The organism is Nocardioides salarius (assembly GCF_016907435.1).
GTDB classification, from domain to species: Bacteria; Actinomycetota; Actinomycetes; order Propionibacteriales; family Nocardioidaceae; genus Nocardioides; species Nocardioides salarius.
In genome coordinates, this window is record NZ_JAFBBZ010000001.1 from 1780629 (window position 1) to 1798426 (window position 17798).

Annotated in this window: 18 protein-coding genes; 8 read left to right on the forward strand and 10 right to left on the reverse strand. The window is 71.5% G+C overall.

Annotation, left to right across the window (positions count from 1 at the left end; genetic code table 11):
- Nucleotides 1-67: 67 nt before the first annotated feature.
- From JOE61_RS08615 to JOE61_RS08640, 6 genes are all read right to left on the reverse strand, one after another.
- Nucleotides 68-1108 carry a sugar ABC transporter substrate-binding protein gene (locus JOE61_RS08615; protein WP_193669674.1) on the reverse strand — a complete coding sequence of 347 codons (1041 nt, stop codon included), beginning with the start codon at nt 1106-1108 and terminating at the stop codon, nt 68-70.
- Nucleotides 1109-1200: 92 nt separating this feature from the next.
- Complete coding sequence (locus tag JOE61_RS08620; RefSeq protein ID WP_193669675.1) at nt 1201-2040, reverse strand: polysaccharide deacetylase family protein; 840 nt, start codon at nt 2038-2040, stop codon at nt 1201-1203.
- A gap of 30 nt (nt 2041-2070) precedes the next feature.
- Nucleotides 2071-2943 (reverse strand): carbon-nitrogen hydrolase family protein, encoded by an 873-nt coding sequence (locus JOE61_RS08625; RefSeq protein ID WP_193669676.1) that lies wholly within the window; start codon nt 2941-2943, stop codon nt 2071-2073.
- 44 nt (nt 2944-2987) lie between these two features.
- The gene (locus JOE61_RS08630; protein WP_193669677.1) at nt 2988-3737 is read right to left on the reverse strand and encodes an SDR family NAD(P)-dependent oxidoreductase; all 750 of its coding nucleotides are present in this window, start codon (nt 3735-3737) and stop codon (nt 2988-2990) included.
- Between the two features lie 16 nt (nt 3738-3753).
- Nucleotides 3754-4473, reverse strand: coding sequence for an SDR family NAD(P)-dependent oxidoreductase (locus JOE61_RS08635; protein ID WP_193669678.1), 720 nt, complete (start codon nt 4471-4473; stop codon nt 3754-3756).
- A 204-nt stretch (nt 4474-4677) separates the two neighbouring features.
- Nucleotides 4678-5124, reverse strand: coding sequence for a hypothetical protein (locus JOE61_RS08640; protein ID WP_204797187.1), 447 nt, complete (start codon nt 5122-5124; stop codon nt 4678-4680).
- Nucleotides 5125-5434: 310 nt separating this feature from the next.
- Here JOE61_RS08640 and JOE61_RS08645 point away from each other — a divergent pair, with 310 nt between their 5' ends.
- The 5 genes from JOE61_RS08645 (at nt 5435) to JOE61_RS08665 (ending at nt 11636) form a co-directional block, all read left to right on the forward strand.
- Complete coding sequence (locus tag JOE61_RS08645; protein ID WP_179615128.1) at nt 5435-5713, forward strand: DUF4212 domain-containing protein; 279 nt, start codon at nt 5435-5437, stop codon at nt 5711-5713.
- The gene (locus JOE61_RS08650) at nt 5710-7383 is read left to right on the forward strand and encodes a VC_2705 family sodium/solute symporter (protein ID WP_193669679.1); all 1674 of its coding nucleotides are present in this window, start codon (nt 5710-5712) and stop codon (nt 7381-7383) included. The genes JOE61_RS08645 and JOE61_RS08650 overlap by 4 nt, the downstream gene beginning before the upstream one ends.
- Nucleotides 7384-7537: 154 nt before the next feature.
- A complete protein-coding gene (gene acs / locus JOE61_RS08655) occupies nt 7538-9538 on the forward strand; it encodes an acetate--CoA ligase (protein WP_193669680.1) in 2001 nt (666 codons plus the stop codon).
- Between the two features lie 233 nt (nt 9539-9771).
- Nucleotides 9772-11136, forward strand: a complete 1365-nt coding sequence (gene nhaA / locus JOE61_RS08660) for a Na+/H+ antiporter NhaA (RefSeq protein WP_204797188.1) — start codon at nt 9772-9774, stop codon at nt 11134-11136.
- A gap of 89 nt (nt 11137-11225) precedes the next feature.
- Nucleotides 11226-11636, forward strand: a complete 411-nt coding sequence (locus JOE61_RS08665) for a phage holin family protein (protein ID WP_193669681.1) — start codon at nt 11226-11228, stop codon at nt 11634-11636.
- A 30-nt stretch (nt 11637-11666) separates the two neighbouring features.
- Here the strand turns inward: JOE61_RS08665 and JOE61_RS08670 are convergent, their stop codons facing one another.
- From JOE61_RS08670 to nth, 4 genes are read right to left on the reverse strand one after another with little or no spacing between them, the layout of a single operon-like run.
- Nucleotides 11667-12836, reverse strand: coding sequence for a MarP family serine protease (locus JOE61_RS08670; RefSeq protein ID WP_193669682.1), 1170 nt, complete (start codon nt 12834-12836; stop codon nt 11667-11669).
- Between the two features lie 5 nt (nt 12837-12841).
- On the reverse strand, nt 12842-13579 hold the full coding sequence (locus JOE61_RS08675) for an NUDIX hydrolase (RefSeq protein WP_307822888.1): 738 nt from the start codon (nt 13577-13579) through the stop codon (nt 12842-12844).
- A complete protein-coding gene (locus tag JOE61_RS08680; protein ID WP_193669683.1) occupies nt 13576-14193 on the reverse strand; it encodes a TlpA family protein disulfide reductase in 618 nt (205 codons plus the stop codon). Before JOE61_RS08680 ends, JOE61_RS08675 begins: the two co-directional genes overlap by 4 nt.
- Entirely contained in the window at nt 14190-14894 is a 705-nt protein-coding gene (gene nth, locus JOE61_RS08685) for an endonuclease III (RefSeq protein ID WP_193669684.1), read from the reverse strand. Before nth ends, JOE61_RS08680 begins: the two co-directional genes overlap by 4 nt.
- Nucleotides 14895-15059: 165 nt before the next feature.
- Between nth and JOE61_RS08690 the strand changes: the two genes are divergently transcribed.
- The 3 genes from JOE61_RS08690 (at nt 15060) to JOE61_RS08700 (ending at nt 17750) form a co-directional block, all read left to right on the forward strand.
- A complete protein-coding gene (locus JOE61_RS08690; RefSeq protein ID WP_193669685.1) occupies nt 15060-15737 on the forward strand; it encodes a Crp/Fnr family transcriptional regulator in 678 nt (225 codons plus the stop codon).
- 82 nt (nt 15738-15819) lie between these two features.
- Complete coding sequence (locus tag JOE61_RS08695) at nt 15820-16341, forward strand: SigE family RNA polymerase sigma factor (RefSeq protein WP_193669686.1); 522 nt, start codon at nt 15820-15822, stop codon at nt 16339-16341.
- The gene (locus JOE61_RS08700) at nt 16338-17750 is read left to right on the forward strand and encodes a TolB-like translocation protein (RefSeq protein ID WP_193669687.1); all 1413 of its coding nucleotides are present in this window, start codon (nt 16338-16340) and stop codon (nt 17748-17750) included. The genes JOE61_RS08695 and JOE61_RS08700 overlap by 4 nt, the downstream gene beginning before the upstream one ends.
- Nucleotides 17751-17798 lie beyond the last annotated feature (48 nt).

Sequence of the window (17798 nt, forward strand, 5' to 3'; positions counted from 1 at the left end):
GGGGGCAGGACGTGTCGCGAGTGGCATGTGGTTCTCCTGGCGGTGGGTGGTCGAGCAGCGGGCGGGCTCAGTACTCCGCGGTGAACTCGTCGACGTTGTCGGGCGTCGCGAACGGCGTACCGGGCAGCGAGTCGGACTCGGCGAGGTTGACGAAGGCAGCCACGTCCTCGCCCGAGACGTAGTCGGCGACCGCCTCGATGGCCTCACGCGTCTCCTGGCGGGGCAGCATCATCACCGAGCTCTCCAGCCCCCCGGACCGCAGCTGCGACAGCGCCCACTCGTCGCCACCGAAGTCGTAGATCTCCACGTCCTTGCCGCCCACGGCCTCCACCACGCCGCGGGTCATGCCCGAGAAGTTCGACATCACGATGTCGATGTCGGGGTTGGCCTGCACGATGGTCTGGGCCGCGTCGAACGCCTTGGGGGTCGTGTAGTCGGTGGTCTGCTGTGCCACCACCTCGAATCCCTCCGCGTCCTCGAACGCCTGGGCGGCATCGAAGAAGCAGATCGTGTTGGCGTTGAGGTCGGGACCCGAGATCAGGCCGATCTTGGCGCCCTCGGGGTGGGAGTCGATGACGTCCTGCACCCAGGCCTGGTAGACGTCGAGGGTCTGGCCGCCGACGTAGGTCACGGTGCCCGGCTGGTAGGTCTCCTCGCCGAGATTGGTCGCCCGACCACAGATCGGCAGGTTGAAGACGGAGACCAGGACGTCCTTCTCGGGAGCCTCCTGGGTGAGGATGTCGCAGACCAGGTTGCCGTCGTTGGGCTCGACCACGAAGGCGTTGTACTTGCCGCTGGTCAACGCCTGCTGCATCTGGTCGTACTGGGTCTGCGCGTTGAACTCGCCGTCGAAGACGTCCAGCTCGGCGCCGATCTCGTCGGCGACGGTGTTGGCCTCGTCGATGGAGGCCTGCAGGTAGGAGTTGCTGCTGCCGGCGGAGAAGTAGGCGATCTTGAGGTCGGACGGGTCGTCGACGGGGGCGTCGATGATCTCGACGTCGCCGCTGCCGCTGGCAGCGGTCTCGCTGACGCCGCTGGAGCACGCAGCGACCGAGAGGCAGGTGGCGACGGCCAGGGCAGCGACGTAGGGGGTGCGGTGGATTCTCATGGGTGTCCTCACTGGGGAGCCGGCCTGCGCCGGCGGATGGTTGTTGCGGATCCGAGAGGAACGGCGTCGTTGCCGTGGTGGAGAGACGGCGCTCAGTCGCTCCAGCAGTCGTAGATCTCGCTCAGGGAGGCGAACCAGACACCGTCGTGGCCCGCCATGTGGGTCAGCAGCCGCTCCATGCCGAGCAGGTGGTGGGCGCGGCCGATGGTCTGCGGGTGCACCGTGATGGCCAGCACGGGGTTCGTCTCACGCTCGTAGGCGAAGTCGAAGTGGTCCTGGAACCGCTGGAACATCACCTCGGCCGAACCGAGGCCCTGGTTGACGCCGGGGATGTACTCGCCGACCGGGAAGTCGTCGAGGTACCAGGAGACCGGCAGCTCCAGGATCGGGCTCGCGGGCCCCCGGACGGAGCCCTCCTCCCAGCGCACCTCCACCGGGCGCGGACGGTAGGGCTGGAAGTCACGACCCATGAGCGAGGAGTCCCACTCGAAGCCGGTCTTCTCCAGCAGCGCGAGAGTGTGCTCGGTGAAGTCCCAGGCCGGGGAGCGGTAGCCCCGTGGGCGCTTGCCCACGTGCTTGAGGTGACCCTCGATGGTCTGCTCCATCAGGCGGACCTCGGTCTCCTCGTCCAGCGAGGGCACGGACTCGTGGTAGCAGCCGTGCGCGGCGATCTCCTGGTCGGCCTCCACGATGGTCGCGAACGCCTCGGGGAACGTCTCCATCGAGTGCACCGGCGTGCACCACGTTCCTGTGACACCGAAGCGGTCGAAGAGGTCGAGCACCCGCGGGACACCGACCTCGGCGCCGAACTCTCCCCGGGAGAGGTAGCTGGGGCTGGTCTTGCCGAAGGTGCCCATCCACACGGAGTGGGCGTCGAAGTCACAGCCGATGTTGACGGCGATCTTCTTGCCTGGAGGCAGGGTGAGCGGCATCAGGAGTCCTTTCGAGGGCGTGGAGCCGGGTCAGAGCGAGACGTGGTCGTACTTGGCGTACAGGTCCTTGCGGCGACCGCGGTCCGTGTAGGTGGTCGCGGCGCCGGAGCGGCGGTTCTCGTGCAGCAGGTCGAGGTCGAGCTCGTGGACCACGACGTCCTCGACGTTGGTGCGGGCCTCCACCAGCACCCCGTCGGCGGGGAAGACCAGGTCGCAGGGTGAGAGCACCGAGGCACGGGCCCAGCCAGGAGAGAGCGGCGACTCGAGGTGGGAGACGGTCGGGCTGTGCACGACGTACACCTGGTCCTCGATGGCCCGGGCGGCCGCGCAGTGCCGCACCCGCCAGAAGCCGGCCTCGGTGAACGTGTACGACGGCACCAGGAGCACCTCGGCACCCATGGCCGTCAGGGTGGTGCTGACCTCGGGGATCTCCGCCTCGTAGCAGATGGCGATGCCCACGCTGACTCCGTCGACGTCGAAGACCGCCAGCTCGTCACCCTCGGCGGTGCCCCACTCGGCCTCCGCAGGGAAGATGTGGGTCTTGGAGTGCCGGTGCTCCTGGCCGTCGGGGCCGAACAGGAAGGCGACGTTCTCGTGGCCGCGCTCGGTGGCCACCAGGTGGCTGCCGGCGAGGATCCACTGGTCGCGGCCCGCCGCCTCGGTGCGGAACAGGTCGCGGTAGGCCTCGGTGTGGTCCGCGATCCGGGTCAGCTGGTCGATCCGGTGCTGCTGCCAGTCGGGGTCGAGGGTGAACAGCGCCTCGGTGAACAGCTCGGGCAGCACGACGAGCCGGGCGTCGCCGGCACGGTCGAGCAGGGCACGGACCTGCTCGGCGAAGGCGTCGAAGGAGTCGACCGCGCGCATCTCGAACTGGGCGGCGGCGACGCGGAGGGTGCGGGTCATGGAGGTCTCCTCGGGAAAGGCAGTGGAGGACGGGTCGGTGGTGGTCATCGGGCGAGCAGGCCGCCGTCGATGACCAGCTCGCTGCCGGTCACGTAGCGGGACTCGTCGCTGGCGAGGTAGACGCAGCCCCAGGCGATGTCCTCGGGGGCACCGCCGAAGCCGAGCGGGGTCAGCCCGATGACCTCGGCGTTCTTCTGGTCGGGCTGGCGGTCGGTCAACGGAGTGGTGATCCAGCCCGGGATGACGGTGTTGGCCCTGATGCCGTCACGGGCGTAGGTGGTCGCGGTGTTGCGGGTCAGGCCGCGCACGGCCCCCTTGGCCGCCTGGTAGGCAGCCACCCCCTCGGAGCCGACCACGCCCCACGCCGACGAGAGGTTGACGATCGACCCCGAGCGCTGCCGACGCATCGGCGCCAGCGCCGTGCGAGTGCCCAGGAAGACCCCGGTCTGGTCGACGCCCAGCACCCGGTTCCAGTCCTCCAGCGTGACCTCGCTGATGCCGGCGTAGTCGATGACACCGGCGTTGTTGACGAGCACGTCGAGCCTGCCGTGCTCGGCGACGACGTCGACGACCACCCGCTCCCACTCGTGCTCGTCGGTGACGTCGAGGTGGACGTACTCGATCTCCTCGGCTCCCTCGACCAGGAGGGCCCCGGGCTCGGGCTTGTCCACGTCGGCGGCCAGCACGGTGGCGCCCTCGGCGGCGAAGAGGCGGGCCGTGGCCAGGCCGATGCCGACCGCTGCGCCGGTGACCAGCGCGACCTTGCCGTCGAGTCGTCCGCTCTGCGGGTTCATGTGGATCTCCTCCTGCTCAGCGGGCGAGGTAGCCGCCGTCGACCGGGAGGTCGACGCCGGTGATGAAGCGGGCGTGGTCGGAGACGAGGAAGCACACAGCTGCTGCCACGTCGGCGCTCTCGCCACCCACGCCCATCGGGGTGGCGTCCAGGAAGGCGTCGTTGAGCTCGTCGGTCTGCCCCAGCGTCAGCGGAGTGCGGATCCAACCGGGCAGGACCGCGTTGGCCCGGATGCCTTCCGCGGCGTAGGAGACGGCAGCGTTCTTCGTCATGGTCAGCACGGCGTGCTTGGAGGCGTGGTAGGCCGCGACGCCGGCGACCGAGGTGGCCCCGCAGATCGAGGAGATGTTGACGATGGCTCCGGAACGCCGGGGACGCATCAGTCGCAGCGCGTGCTTCATCCCCAGCAGGACACCGGTCTGGTTGATGGCCACGATGCGGTTCCACTCCTGCAGCGACAGCTCGTGCAGCTGGTCGTAGCCCGAGACGCCGGCGTTGTTGACCAGGATGTCGAGGCGGCCCTCGGAGTCGGCGACCTCGTCCACGATCTCGGCCCAACGGCGAGGGTCGGTGACGTCGTGGGACCGCGTGCGGATCTCGTCGCCCAGGTCGGACTGGTCCCTGATGTCGGTGGCGACCACCGTCGCTCCCGCATCGGCGAGTGCCGTGGCGACCGCGTGCCCGATTCCCTGCGCGGCACCCGTCACCAGCGCGACGCGCCCGGTGAGGTCAAACATGTGAGCTGCTCCTTCGGCCGGTCCTCCCGGTCGTCGACCGGCGTGTCCCAGGACCGTAGGAACACCCGCACGGGGGTGGCGTCCGTGGATCTACGTATCTGCGGCCTCGGGTGTGCCGGAGGACCCCTCATGCACGACGCCACCCGGTCCTCGAGGACCGGGTGGCGTCAGGGAGAGGCGGCGGAGCGCCCGGGTGTCGGGCCCTCAGGCGCCCACTGGGCCGCGGTGCAGGCGCACCGCGCTCACGCAGGCCAGCACGCCGCCGCCGAGCACCAGCACCAGACCGGGGCCGGGCATCCAGCCGGCGGTGCCGACCAGGTTCAGCAGGTGCCCGACCTGCCACAGCGGCAGGGCGAGCGCCACCACACCGAGCAGCGCCGCCTGCGCCACCGCCAGCGTGCGCCACGGCACCATCACCCCGGCGAAGCCGAGCATGCAGGCGTAGAACGTCCACAGCCCGGCGCCCTGGCCGCCCAGCACCGTGCCGAGCGGCGTGTCGACCCAGGGCATGAACGAGCCGAAGAGCACCAGGAGGCTGGCACCGAGCAGGCTGCGACGCCCCGGCTCGCCGCCGCGGCGGCCCCGCGTGCGCGAGCGGGTGGCGTCGGTGCTGCTGGTGGTCGTGGCGGCAGCGCTGCTGGTGGTGGCCATGCCGGGAGGCTACGACGAGTGACCCACGTCACGGCAGGGGCACGACCCCGCGCGCCGGCCGAGCGTCGTACGCCGCGCGACGAACGGTCGCTGCGCCGCGACGAGCGGTCGACGACCCCCTTCAGGAGCCGCTCGTCGCCCCTCGAGTGCCGCCCGCCCGCCGCTCGTCGCAGCCGCCGACCCGCTCGTCGCAAAGTGTGACCGGAGTCACCTTTTACTCTTGCGGCGACCCCGGCGACGGCGATTGCATCCCGTTCCGACGACCTGACGTGTGGTCCACCTCACGCGTCGTCGAGACGAGGAGGAAGCGATGGATGACGCACAGCGCCGGGAGTACTGGCGCCGCAACGTACGGCTGATGGCCGTGCTGCTGACGATCTGGGCCCTGGTGTCGTTCGGCGCCGGGATCCTGTTCGTGGAGCCGCTCAACGAGATCGTGGTCGCCGGGTTCCCGCTCGGCTTCTGGTTCTCCCAGCAGGGCGCGATCATCACGTTCGTCGCGATCATCGCGGTCTACGTGTGGCGCATGGACAAGCTCGACGCGGAGTTCGGCGTGGAGGAGTACGAGCAGGAGGTGCACCACTCGTGAGCGACATCCAGCTCTGGACCCTGATCTTCACGGTCATCACCTTCAGCGTCTACATCTACATCGCCTACGCCAGCCGGGTCAGCACCACCTCCGGCTTCTACGTCGCCGGCGGCGGCATCCCGGCCGTGGCCAACGGCGCCGCAATCGCGGCCGACTGGATGAGCGCCGCGTCGTTCATCTCCCTGGCCGGCATCGTGGCCTTCGCCTACAACGGCTACGCCGGCGGCGTCTTCCTGCTCGGCTGGACCGGCGGCTACGTGCTGCTCGCCCTGCTGCTGGCGCCGTACCTGCGCAAGTTCGGCAAGTACACGCTGCCCGACTTCGTCGGCGACCGGTACTCCGAGACCGCCCGGCTGGTCGCGGTCGTCGCCGCGGTCGTCGTCTCGTTCGTCTACGTCGCGGGCCAGATGGCCGGCGCAGGCCTGGTCTTCACCCGGTTCCTCGGGGTGGGCACCACCACCGGCGTCGTCATCGGCATGACGGTGGTCTTCTTCTACGCCGTCCTGGGCGGCATGAAGGGCATCACCTGGACCCAGGTCGCGCAGTACTCCGTGCTGATCGTGGCCTACATGATCCCGGCGTTCGCGGTCTCCGCGAAGGTCACCGGCATCCCCGTGCCGCAGATCGGCTTCGGCGACATCCTCGCCGAGCTCGACGGGCTGCAGCAGGACCTGGGCCTGGCGGCGTACACCGAGGCCTTCACGCAGACCTCGATGCCCAACATGGTGCTGATCACCGCGGCGCTGATGTTCGGCACCGCCGGGCTGCCGCACGTGATCGTGCGCTTCTACACCGCCAAGAGCGTGCGCGCAGCCCGCTACAGCGCCCTGTGGGCGATCTTCTTCATCGCGCTGCTCTACACGACCGCCCCGTCGGTCGCGGCCTTCACCAAGCTGCAGATCCTCCAGGACCTCGACGGCACCGCGATCGGCTCGGAGCCGGGCTGGTTCAGCACCTGGTCGGAGGTCGGGCTGGTCTCGGCCACCGACGCCAACGGCAACGGGGTCATCGACTTCGCCACCGAGACCGTCATCAACAACGACATCATCGTGCTGGCCAGCCCCGAGATCGGTGGCCTGCCGGCGCCGATCGTCGGCCTGGTCGCGGCGGGCGCGCTCGCCGCGGCCCTCTCGACGGCCTCGGGGCTGCTGCTGGTGATCTCCTCGTCGGTGGCCAACGACGTCTACTACAAGAAGATCAACCCCGCCGCGACCGAGGCCAAGCAGCTGCTCGTCGGCCGCTTCGCCATGGCCGGCGCGATCGTGGTGGCCGGCTACTTCGGCATCAACCCACCCGGCTTCGTGGCCCAGGTGGTCGCGCTCGCCTTCGGCCTCGCCGCGGCCAGCTTCTTCCCGATCCTGGTGCTCGGCATCTTCTGGAAGAACTGCACGGCCAAGGGTGCCGTGGCGGGCATGCTCACCGGCCTCACGGTGACGTTGGCCTACATGATCTGGACCATCGACATCTACGGGAACTCCGACGGCCTGTTCGGCATCCCCGAGACCGGGTTCGGCACCGTCGGCATGCTGATCAACTTCACCGTCACCATCGTGGTCTCGCAGTTCACCACGAAGCCCTCGCCGATCATGCAGGAGCTCGTCGAGGAGATCCGCTACCCCGGCAAGACCAAGCTCGTCGCCCAGCACCAGGCGGGCGAGATCGAGCTCTGAGCAGGACCCGCGGCCGGGCCGGTGCACCCGCACCCGCCCGGCCGCCTCGCCGGCGCCGGGAGGTTCGCCCTCGGGGGCGTTCCCACGCCGGCCGCCGGCGTCCTAGTGTGACGACGGCCGCACCCCACGCCGACGACCGAGGAGACGAAGAGACGTGAGCGACGAGACCCTGTCGAACCTGCTCAAGGAGGACCGCCGCTTCGAGCCGCCCGCCGAGCTGGCGGCCAACGCGAACGTCACCGCCGAGGCGTACGCCGCCGCGGAGCGCGACCCGGAGGGGTTCTGGGCCGAGCAGGCCGGGCGCCTCGACTGGGCCACCCCGTGGGAGCGGGTGCTCAACTGGGACGACCCGCCGTTCGCGAAGTGGTTCGAGGGCGGGCGCCTCAACGCGGCGTACAACTGCGTGGACCGCCACGTCGAGGCCGGGCGCGGCGACAAGGTGGCCTTCCACTTCGTCGGCGAGCCGGTCGACGCTGACGGACACGCAGACGGCCGCGACATCACCTACGCCGAGCTGAAGGACCTGGTCAGCCAGGCCGCCAACACGCTGACCGACCTGGGCGTGCAGACCGGCGACCGGGTCGCGATCTACATGCCGATGATCCCCGAGGCCGTCGTCGCGATGCTGGCCTGCGCCCGCATCGGCGCCCCGCACACCGTCGTCTTCGGAGGCTTCTCCTCCGACGCGCTGGCCTCGCGCCTCGAGGACTGCCAGGCCAGGGTCGTCGTCACCGCCGACGGCGGCTACCGCCGCGGCGCGCCCTCGGCGCTCAAGCCGGCCGTCGACGAGGCCCGCGCCAAGGCCGCCGACCTGGGCCACACGGTCGAGAAGGTGCTCGTGGTGCGCCGCACCGGGCAGGACCTCGGCGCCGACGGCTGGGACGACGGCGTCGACGTGTGGTGGCACGAGAGCGTCGACACCGCGTCGACGGAGCACACCCCCGAGGCCTTCGACGCCGAGCACCCGCTCTACGTCATGTACACCTCCGGCACGACCGGCAAGCCCAAGGGCATCCTGCACACGACGGGCGGCTACCTGACGGGAGCGGCGTACACGCACTGGGCGGTCTTCGACCTCAAGCCCGACGACGTCTACTGGTGCACCGCCGACATCGGCTGGGTCACCGGGCACTCCTACATCGTCTACGGACCGCTGGCCAACGGCGCGACCCAGGTGCTCTACGAGGGCACCCCCGACTCGCCCGAGAAGGGCCGCTGGTGGCAGATCATCGAGGAGAAGAAGGTCTCGATCTTCTACACCGCCCCCACCGCGATCCGCTCCTTCATGAAGCAGGGCCGCGAGATCCCCGACGCGCGCGACCTGTCGAGCCTGCGGGTCCTGGGCTCGGTCGGCGAGCCGATCAACCCCGAGGCCTACGTCTGGTACCGCCACGTCATCGGCGGCGACCGCACGCCGGTGGTCGACACCTGGTGGCAGACCGAGACCGGCCAGATCATGATCAGCCCGCTGCCCGGCGTCACCCACGGCAAGCCCGGATCGGCGATGATCCCGATCCCGGGCATCAGCGCCGACGTCGTCGACGAGGAGGGCCGGCCGGTCGGCAACGGCGCGGGCGGCTACCTGGTGCTGACCAAGCCGTGGCCGGCGATGCTGCGCACCATCTGGGGCGACGACGAGCGGTTCAAGGAGACCTACTGGTCGCGCTTCGAGAAGCTGGGCTACTACTTCGCCGGTGACGGCGCCAAGCTCGACGACGACGGCGACCTGTGGGTGCTGGGTCGCGTCGACGACGTCATGAACGTCTCGGGCCACCGCCTCTCGACCACCGAGATCGAGTCGGCCCTGGTCTCGCACCCCAAGGTCGCCGAGGCCGCGGTCGTCGGCGCCCAGGACGAGGACACCGGCCAGGCCGTCTGCGCCTTCGTCATCCTGCGCGACGAGGCGGGTGACGGCGGCGAGGACATCGTCGAGGAGCTGCGCGCCCACGTGCGCAAGGAGATCGGCCCGATCGCCAAGCCGCGCCAGGTGATGATCGTCGCCGAGCTGCCCAAGACCCGCTCGGGCAAGATCATGCGCCGCCTGCTGCGCGACGTGGCCGAGAACCGCGAGGTCGGCGACGTCACGACCCTGGCCGACTCCTCGGTGATGGACCTGATCTCCTCGGGCATCTCCACCGGCAAGGGCGACGAGTAGCACCGAGCAGCACCGACCCGGCGCCACTTCATCCGCGAGCCGGCGCCACTTCCTCCGAGTGCGGAGGAACTGGCGCCGGCTCGCGCGGAACTGGCGCCGGGTCGGCGGTGAGGGGTGGGTCGGTACGCCGCTACGATGAGTGGCTGGTGCGCCGGGAAGTCTGGTCGGCAACGCGTCCGTCGACCCCTGTCGACGGCATCGCCCATGACCGCTGACCGATCCGAGGAGCCCTCGTGAACTCCAGCAGCCCCACCCCGCCCTCCACCTCCGGCTCGTCGCGGCTCTTCTCGCGCGGCAGCTTCCTCGAGGACTCCCGCATCGCGGGGGTGCTGCGGGCCGAGACCACCGGCGGTCTCCTGCTGATCGCCGGCGCGCTGATCGCGATCGTGTGGGCCAACACCCCGTGGTCGGGCACCTACGAGGCGATCCGCGACTTCAAGCCGCTCTCCGAGCCGCTCGACCTCGGTCTCTTCACCCTCCACCTCGACCTGAGCATCGGCACCTGGGCCGCCGACGGCCTGCTCGCGATCTTCTTCTTCGTGGTCGGCCTCGAGCTCAAGCGCGAGTTCGTGGCCGGCGACCTGCGCGACCCCAAGCGGGCGGCGCTGCCGATGGCCGCGGCCGTCGGCGGCATGATCGCGCCCGCCCTGATCTACCTGGCCTGGAACCTCGGCGCCGACAACGGCGGGCCCAGCGGGTGGGCGATCCCCACCGCCACCGACATCGCGTTCGCGGTCGCGATCCTGGCCGTCATCAGCACCCACCTGCCCACGGGGCTGCGCACCTTCCTGCTGACCCTGGCCGTGGTCGACGACCTCCTCGCGATCACGATCATCGCGCTCTTCTACACCGAGGAGCTCGACCTGGCCTTCCTCGGACTGGGCCTGCTGCCCATCCTGCTCTTCGCCCTGCTGGTGCAGAAGCGCATCTTCAACGGGGTGCTGCTGATCCCGCTCGCGCTCGTCGCCTGGGTGCTGGTGCACGAGTCCGGCGTGCACGCCACCGTCGCCGGCGTGCTGCTCGGCTTCACCGTGCCGGTGCTGCGCCGTGACGAGGACAGCAACAAGCCCGGCCTGGCCGAGCACCTCGAGCACCTCGTGCGCCCGGTCTCGGCCGGCTTCGCGGTGCCGGTCTTCGCCTTCTTCGCCGCCGGCGTGACGGTGGGCGGCTTCAGCGGGCTCGTGGAGTCGCTGCAGGACCCCGTCGCCATCGGCATCGTGACCGGGCTGGTCGTCGGCAAGGCGGTGGGCATCACCGGCTCGACCTGGCTGTTGTCGAAGTTCACCAAGGCCGACCTCGACGACGAGCTGTCGTGGATCGACGTGGTGGGGCTCTCGCTGCTGGCCGGCATCGGCTTCACGGTCTCGCTGCTCATCGGCGAGCTCGCCTTCGGCAGCTCCTCCGAGCGCGACGAGCACGTCAAGGTCGGGGTGCTCGTGGGCTCCCTGGTCGCCGTGCTGCTGGCCTCGATCGTGCTGCGCGCGCGCAACCGGGTCTACAAGTCGATGTGGGACGCCGAGCAGGTCGACAAGGACCGCGACGACATCCCCGACGTCTACCAGACCGGCGACCAGGACCCGGCCACCCCGCCGGCCTGACCCCTCACCCCCACTGGCGGCGCGGGTGGGGTGCCGGGCTTGTAGGGTCGGAGCCCGACACACCGCACTCACCGCAGGGGAGCAACCGCATGGCCATCGAGCCGGTCAAGGACACCGATCCCACCATCGGGCGTCTTGTCACCGACGCCAGCCGCGACATCTCCACCCTGATCTCGAAGGAGATCCAGCTCGCCAAGTCGGAGCTGAAGGTGAGCGTCAAGGCCGGTGGCATCGGCGTGGGGCTCTTCGCCGCGGCCGGCTTCCTCGGCGTGCTGGCCGTCATCATGCTCTCGGTGGCCATCGCCTACTTCATCCACTGGAACGGCTCCGGGCTCTCCCTGCACTGGGCGTTCCTGATCGTCTTCGGCGCGTACGTCGCCCTCGCGGGGCTGCTGGTGCTCATCGGCGTGAAGAAGGTCAAGCAGGTGCGGGCGCCCGAGAAGGCCATCTCCCAGGGCAAGCAGATCCCCTCGGCACTCAAGGGCAAGCACAGCGCCTGAGGCTCGGCTGGGTCTCGAACCGGCTGTGCGCTAGGCACACGCTCCGGTCGAGACCGCGCCGGTGGCCGAGCGGCCCTGCTCGGCGGCCTGCTCCACCTGGTCGGTGGTCAGCGCGTAGCCGGTGTCGCCGTCGGTCACCGACGCCGCGAAGATGACGCCCACGACGTCGCCCGACGTGGAGACGATCGGCCCCCCGGAGTTGCCCGGGCGCACCAGCCCGCGCAGCGAGAACACCTCGCGGATCACGGTGCCGTCGCCGTAGATGTTGGGCGAGCGCAGCCGCTGCTCGGCGCGGATGCGCGCGGCCCGCACGTCGTAGGGGCCGTCGAGCGGGTAGCCGAGCACGGCCACGGCGTCGCGGGGCGCCGCGTCGGCGAAGTCGAGGGCCGGCAGGGCGCCGGAGTCGAAGGCGACGACCGCGACGTCGACGTCGGGGTTGTAGTAGACGACCTGGCCCTCGACCGGACCGTCGGCGGTCTGCACCTGGGGGGTGTCGACACCGGCGACGACGTGGGCGTTGGTCATCAGCCGGTCGGGGGCGTAGACGAACCCGGTGCCCTCGACCCCGCTGCCGCACGAGTTGGCGCCCCGGACCTTCAGCACGCTCGGAGCGGCGCGCTGCACCGCCGGACGCTGCAGCATCTTCTCCGAGCCGGGCCCGACCTCGATGATCCGCTCGGGCGCGAAGGGCTCGAGGTAGCGGGGGAAGAAGCTGGTGCCGACCACGGTGTTGAAGGTCTGCAGCAGTCCCCCGGCCGACTGCGGCAGCGCCGAGTCGACCTTGGCCAGCACCGTCGAGGCCCGCACCATCGGGGTCACGCCCGCGATCCGCGACCCCGAGACGGCCACGCCCAGCGCCCAGGCCACCAGCAGCACCGCGACCGCGCTCAGGGCAGCGCCCCCCACGGCGTCGAGCGCGCGCACGGGCTGCCAGGTGATGCGCGACCGCAGCCGCGCACCGACGTACTGCAAGGTGGCCTGGCCCAGCGAGGCGGCCAGGATCACGATGAACAGCGCCCCCAGGGTCACCAGCAGCGAGGGGTTGGCGTCGCCCAGGGCGATCGGCGCCAGCCAGATGCCGAAGAGGCCGCCGGCCAGCAGGCCTGCGGTGGCGAAGGCGCCGGTGATGAAGCCCTGCCAGTAGCCGGAGAGGGCGTAGGCGACGACGAGGAGGACCAGCAGCCAGTCGAGGAGGTTCATGGTCGTCAGATGTCCTCGTGGGGTCGGTCGGGCTCGTCCTCGATGTCGAGGAGGCCCGGCGTCGGGCGGGGGTCGGCGGCCAGCATGTGCGCGGGCAGGTCGCGCACCCGGGTCTCGTCCCACGGCTGGGTCCAGCCCAGGAAGTCGAAGAGCTTGGCGATGATGCCGCCGGTGAAGCCCCACAGGATCACGTCGTTGTCGGGCCCGATCATGAAGCCGGGGCTCTGGTAGCCGCGCGGGTGGCGCACGGTGACCCGGTGCTCGGGGTCGAGCAGCTCGCTGATCGGCACGTGGTGGATGGCGTGCACCTCGTGGCGGCTGGCGATGTGCACGCCGCTCGGGTGCGCCCACCAGCCCAGCACCGGCGTGACCGCGAAGTTGCTCGGCGGCAGCCACAGGTCGGGCAGGGTCGCGAAGACCCGGACCTCGGCGGGCTCGAGACCCACCTCCTCCTCCGCCTCGCGCAGCGCCGCCTGCACCGCGCTCTCGCCGGGGTCGACGCCGCCTCCGGGGAAGGAGACCTGGCCCGGGTGCGACCGCATGTCGTGGGCGCGCTCGGTGAGCAGCAGCTCGGGGCCCTGCGGCCCCTCGGCGAAGAGCATCAGCACGGCGCCGGGGCGGGCGCTGCCGTCGGCCGGCGGGGTGAAGCGGGTGAGGTGGCCGGCGGTGATGGCCTGGGCGGCGGCCTGCACGGGCAGCAGCCACTCGGGCAGCGGCGCCATGGAACCGCTGGAGCCGCTCACAGCACGAGCCCCAGGTGCTCGGCGACGAGGCCCTCGAGCTGCGCGACGCTGCGGATCTCCATCGGCAGCACCGCCTCGACCGCGCCGTCGGCCCCGACCAGCACCGTGGTGGGGAAGGCGACCGCGCGCACCACCGGGTCGAGCCCCAGCTCGCCCTCGGTGTCGGCGACCTGGGGGTAGGTCACGCCGCTCTCGACGAGCAGCTCCATCGCGCCCTCGGTGATCGGGTCGGCGAAGTCGACGCCCAGCACGTCGACCCGGTCGCCGTGCTGGGCATAGAAGTCCTGCAGGACCGGCAGCTCGCGCTTGCACGGCGCGCAGGTGGCGAACCACGCGTTGAGGACCAGCGGCCCCCGCAGCGTCGCCAGGTCGACGGCGGGACCGCCGCCGAAGCAGGCGAGCTCGAGCTCGGGCAGCCCGCCCTCGACGGGTGCACCGTCGCCGGGACGGCAGTCCTCGATGCCGGCCTCGGCCTTGGCCTCGCGCAGCGCGGGGGTGTCGACGTCGATCTGCGCCGGGCCGGGGGCGGCCACGAACGAGCCGTCCTCACCCGAGCAGGCGCTGAGCACGAGGGCCACCGCCGCCAGGACGGGGGCGGTGCGGCGTCGGGTCACCGGCGCGCCTCGGTCTTGACCAGCGCGGCCGCGGTCTCGGGGTCGGTCGGGCCCTCGCCGTACGACGGGCACCAGCGCGCCACCGGGCAGGCACCGCAGGCCGGGCGCTGGGCGTGGCAGCGCCGGCGGCCGTGCCAGATCAGCCGGTGGCTCAGCATCGTCCAGTCCTTCTTGGGGAACAGCGCCCCCACGGCGTGCTCGACCTTGACCGGGTCGGTCTCCTCGGTCCAGCCCAGGCGGCGCGCCAACCGGCCGAAGTGGGTGTCGACGGTGATGCCGGGCACGTCGAAGGCGTTGCCGAGCACCACGTTGGCGGTCTTGCGCCCGACCCCCGGCAGCTTGACCAGGTCGACCAGCCGGGGCGGGACCTCGCCGTCGTGGTGCTCCACCAGGTGGGCCGAGAGCTTGAGCAGCGACTCGGTCTTGGCGCGGAAGAAGCCGAGCGGACCGACGATCTCCTCGAGCACGCCTCGGTCGGCGCCCGCCATCGCCCGGGCGTCGGGGTAGGCGGCGAAGAGCGTGGGTCGCACCGCGTTGACCCGCCGGTCGGTGGTCTGCGCGGACAGCACGGTCACCACGAGCAGCTGGAAGGCGTCGTCGAAGTCGAGCTCGCAGCGGGCCTCGGGGTAGGTCTCGGCGAGCACCCGGTGGGTCTTGCGGGCACGACGCACGAGGGCGGTGGGGGTCTCGGCGGCGGGCACCGGGCCAGCCTACGAGACAGCACCGACACCCCCGGAGCGACCGTCGCCGCCGCGCCGGACAGGGGCGATGGTGCCTGTGATCAAGTCCACTGGATAGCATTGCCCACATCCGTGCGCCCCTGCGCGGTCGAGTCTCGAGCACCCGCACGCACTACAGGAGGTCCGGTGGACAACGACGTACTGCGTCAGGCACCACTCTTCAGCGCCCTGGACGACGAGGCGGCCTCCGCGCTGCGCACGTCCATGACCGAGAGCCGGCTGCGCCGTGGTGACGTCCTGTTCCGCGAGGGCGACTCCGGCGACAAGCTCTACATCGTGCTCGAGGGCAAGGTGAAGCTCGGCCGCACCTCAGCCGACGGGCGCGAGAACCTGCTGGCGATCCTGGGCCCCGGCCAGATGTTCGGCGAGCTCTCGCTCTTCGACCCGGGCCCGCGCTCGGCGACCGTCACCGCCGTCACCGACGCCTCCTTCGCCTCGCTGTCCCACGAGGACCTGCTGCGCTGGCTCGAGGGGCGCCCGGTCGTGGCCCGCGGCCTGCTCACCCAGCTCGCCGGGCGACTGCGCAAGGCCAACGACGTCGTGGCCGACCTGGTCTTCTCCGACGTGCCCGGGCGTGTGGCCAAGGCGCTGCTCGACCTCGCCGACCGCTTCGGCCGCACCGCCGACGACGGCGTGCACGTGCACCACGACCTCACCCAGGAGGAGCTCGCCCAGCTGGTCGGCGCCTCCCGCGAGACGGTCAACAAGGCGCTGGCCGACTTCGCCTCGCGCGGCTGGCTGCGCCTCGAGCCCCGCTCGGTGGTCATCATGGACCTCGAGCGGATGTCTCGCCGCGCCCGCTGAGGGCCGGAGGAGAAACTTCTCGAGCACTGCCCCCTTTTCCCACCTGCCCAGCGTCTGAGCAGGTGAGGACGAGGAGACAGCCATGGGGCCACGCCACGAGCGGCGCGAGGAGCAGCACGCCGCCTTCGAGGCGTTCGTGCGTGCCCGCACCCCGGCGCTGACCCGCACGGCGTACCTGCTGACCGGCGACGCGCACCTGGCCGAGGACCTGGTCCAGGGCGCCCTGGTCAAGGCCGCCGAGCACTGGCACCGCGTCGAGACCTCGCCCGAGGCCTACGTGCGGCGCACGCTCTACACCCAGCAGGTCTCGGTGTGGCGGCGCCGCCGCGGGGTGCGCGAGCACGCCCTGGGCGCGTACGACGCCGCTGCCGCGGCCGGGCACGACCCCGACCTGCGGCTGAGCCTGGTCGAGGCGCTGCGCCGGCTGACCACCCGCCAGCGCACCGTGCTGGTGCTGCGCTTCTTCGAGGACCTGACCGAGCCGCAGGTGGCCGACGTGCTCGGGGTCAGCCGCGGCACGGTCAAGTCGACCACCCACCACGCGCTCGCGCGCCTGCGGGTCCTCGCCCCCGACCTGGCCGACCTCGTGGAGGACCCCGCATGAGCACCCACCCGCAGCTCCAGGACCTGCTCGAGCAGGCCGCCGAGGCCGTGCCGCCCGCCGAGGTCCCGCGCGACACCTGGCAGCGCGGGCGCCGGCGGCACCGCCGGGCGCTGGCGTTGCGGGCCGCTGCGGTCGTCGGGGTGGTCGCGCTCGTCGCCGCGACCCCGGGGCTGCTGGACCGTGCCATCGACCGCACCGCGCCGCAGCCCGCGGGAGAGGGAGCGTCGGCGCTGGGGCTCCCCGACAGCCTGCACCCGGTGCCCGAGAGGATGTCGGAGCGCGACGACGACGGTGCGTGGCTGCGCGACGAGGTCACTTCCGACCTGGCCGTCGGTCCTGCTGCCGCCGCGTGGGTCACCCAGGCCGGGCTGCCGGTGCTCGTCGACGCGGCCGACGGCGACTACCACCTGCTCGACCCGCCCGGCTTCCTGCTGACCAGCGGCCTGACCAGCGGCTGGTTCCCCGGCGACGCGGCCCCGCTGACGCTCTCCCCCGACGGCACCCGGCTGGCCTACGCCTACGCCTGGCCGGCCACCGACGACGGCACCGCCGTCCCGTCAGGGCTGCGCGTCGTCGACCTGCAGACCGGCGAGGTCGAGCGCGACCTTCCGCTCGAGGGCGGAGCCGGCGTGACGATCACCCAGGTGTCGTGGTCACCGGGCGGATCCTGGCTGGCCTGGAGCGGGGTCGAGAACTCGTACTGGACGACATCCGCACGCACCGGTCGACGGGCCGTCTCCGGGACCGTGGCCCCAGGCGGCGCCCAGCGCCGGCTCGAGCCTGCGGGCAGCAGCTCGTTCGTCGACGACGACGGCACTGCCGCAGTGCTGACGAGCGGCACGGTCAAGGTCCACCGGCCGGACGGATCGCGGACCGAGCGCCTCACCACAGGCGTGCTCGAGACCACCGATGCCGGCGCGCTCGCGCCCGACGGAGACCGGCTGGCCATCGGCACCTCGGCCGTGGAGGACCTCGTGGTGCTGCAGCTCGACCGGAGCGCGTCCTACTCCCGCTCCGGCGAGGCACCGGACGGGCGGTCCTGGGCCGTGCGCCCCCTCGGCTGGGTGGGGGACGCGGTCCTGGTCCAGCGAGTGCCCGCCGACGGAGGTCCGGGCCGGCTCACCCTCGCCCCCGTCGATGCCGACGCCGACCTGCTCGACGTCGGCATGATCGGGGGCGGCGACGGCTCGTCCACCGGACCCGGGGTCGGCCCGCTCAGCGTGGCGACCGATCTCGTCACTGCGGAGCGGCCCACCGTGTCCCGGCCCGCGCCCGACTGGCCGTGGTCCGAGGAGCGGTGGCTGCTCACCGTGGGCCTGGGCATCCTGGGACTGCTCGTGGTCGGCGGGCTGGCCTGGGTCGTCGTACGCCGCCGGCGCAGGGCACGCGAAGACGTCGCCGAGGAGTGACCCCCGCGGGTGGCCCTGCGCGCGTATGCCTGGGTGAGAGAGGGTGAT

Bases quoted from the DNA above. Each gene is read 5' to 3' on its own strand.
- JOE61_RS08615 (WP_193669674.1), bottom strand. From the start codon at position 1,108: ATGAGAATCCACCGCACCCCCTACGTCGCTGCCCTGGCCGTCGCCACC.
- JOE61_RS08620 (WP_193669675.1), bottom strand. From the start codon at position 2,040: ATGCCGCTCACCCTGCCTCCAGGCAAGAAGATCGCCGTCAACATCGGC.
- JOE61_RS08625 (WP_193669676.1), bottom strand. From the start codon at position 2,943: ATGACCCGCACCCTCCGCGTCGCCGCCGCCCAGTTCGAGATGCGCGCG.
- JOE61_RS08630 (WP_193669677.1), bottom strand. From the start codon at position 3,737: ATGAACCCGCAGAGCGGACGACTCGACGGCAAGGTCGCGCTGGTCACC.
- JOE61_RS08635 (WP_193669678.1), bottom strand. From the start codon at position 4,473: ATGTTTGACCTCACCGGGCGCGTCGCGCTGGTGACGGGTGCCGCGCAG.
- JOE61_RS08640 (WP_204797187.1), bottom strand. From the start codon at position 5,124: ATGGCCACCACCAGCAGCGCTGCCGCCACGACCACCAGCAGCACCGAC.
- JOE61_RS08645 (WP_179615128.1), top strand. From the start codon at position 5,435: ATGGATGACGCACAGCGCCGGGAGTACTGGCGCCGCAACGTACGGCTG.
- JOE61_RS08665 (WP_193669681.1), top strand. From the start codon at position 11,226: ATGGCCATCGAGCCGGTCAAGGACACCGATCCCACCATCGGGCGTCTT.
- JOE61_RS08670 (WP_193669682.1), bottom strand. From the start codon at position 12,836: ATGAACCTCCTCGACTGGCTGCTGGTCCTCCTCGTCGTCGCCTACGCC.
- JOE61_RS08695 (WP_193669686.1), top strand. From the start codon at position 15,820: ATGGGGCCACGCCACGAGCGGCGCGAGGAGCAGCACGCCGCCTTCGAG.
- JOE61_RS08700 (WP_193669687.1), top strand. From the start codon at position 16,338: ATGAGCACCCACCCGCAGCTCCAGGACCTGCTCGAGCAGGCCGCCGAG.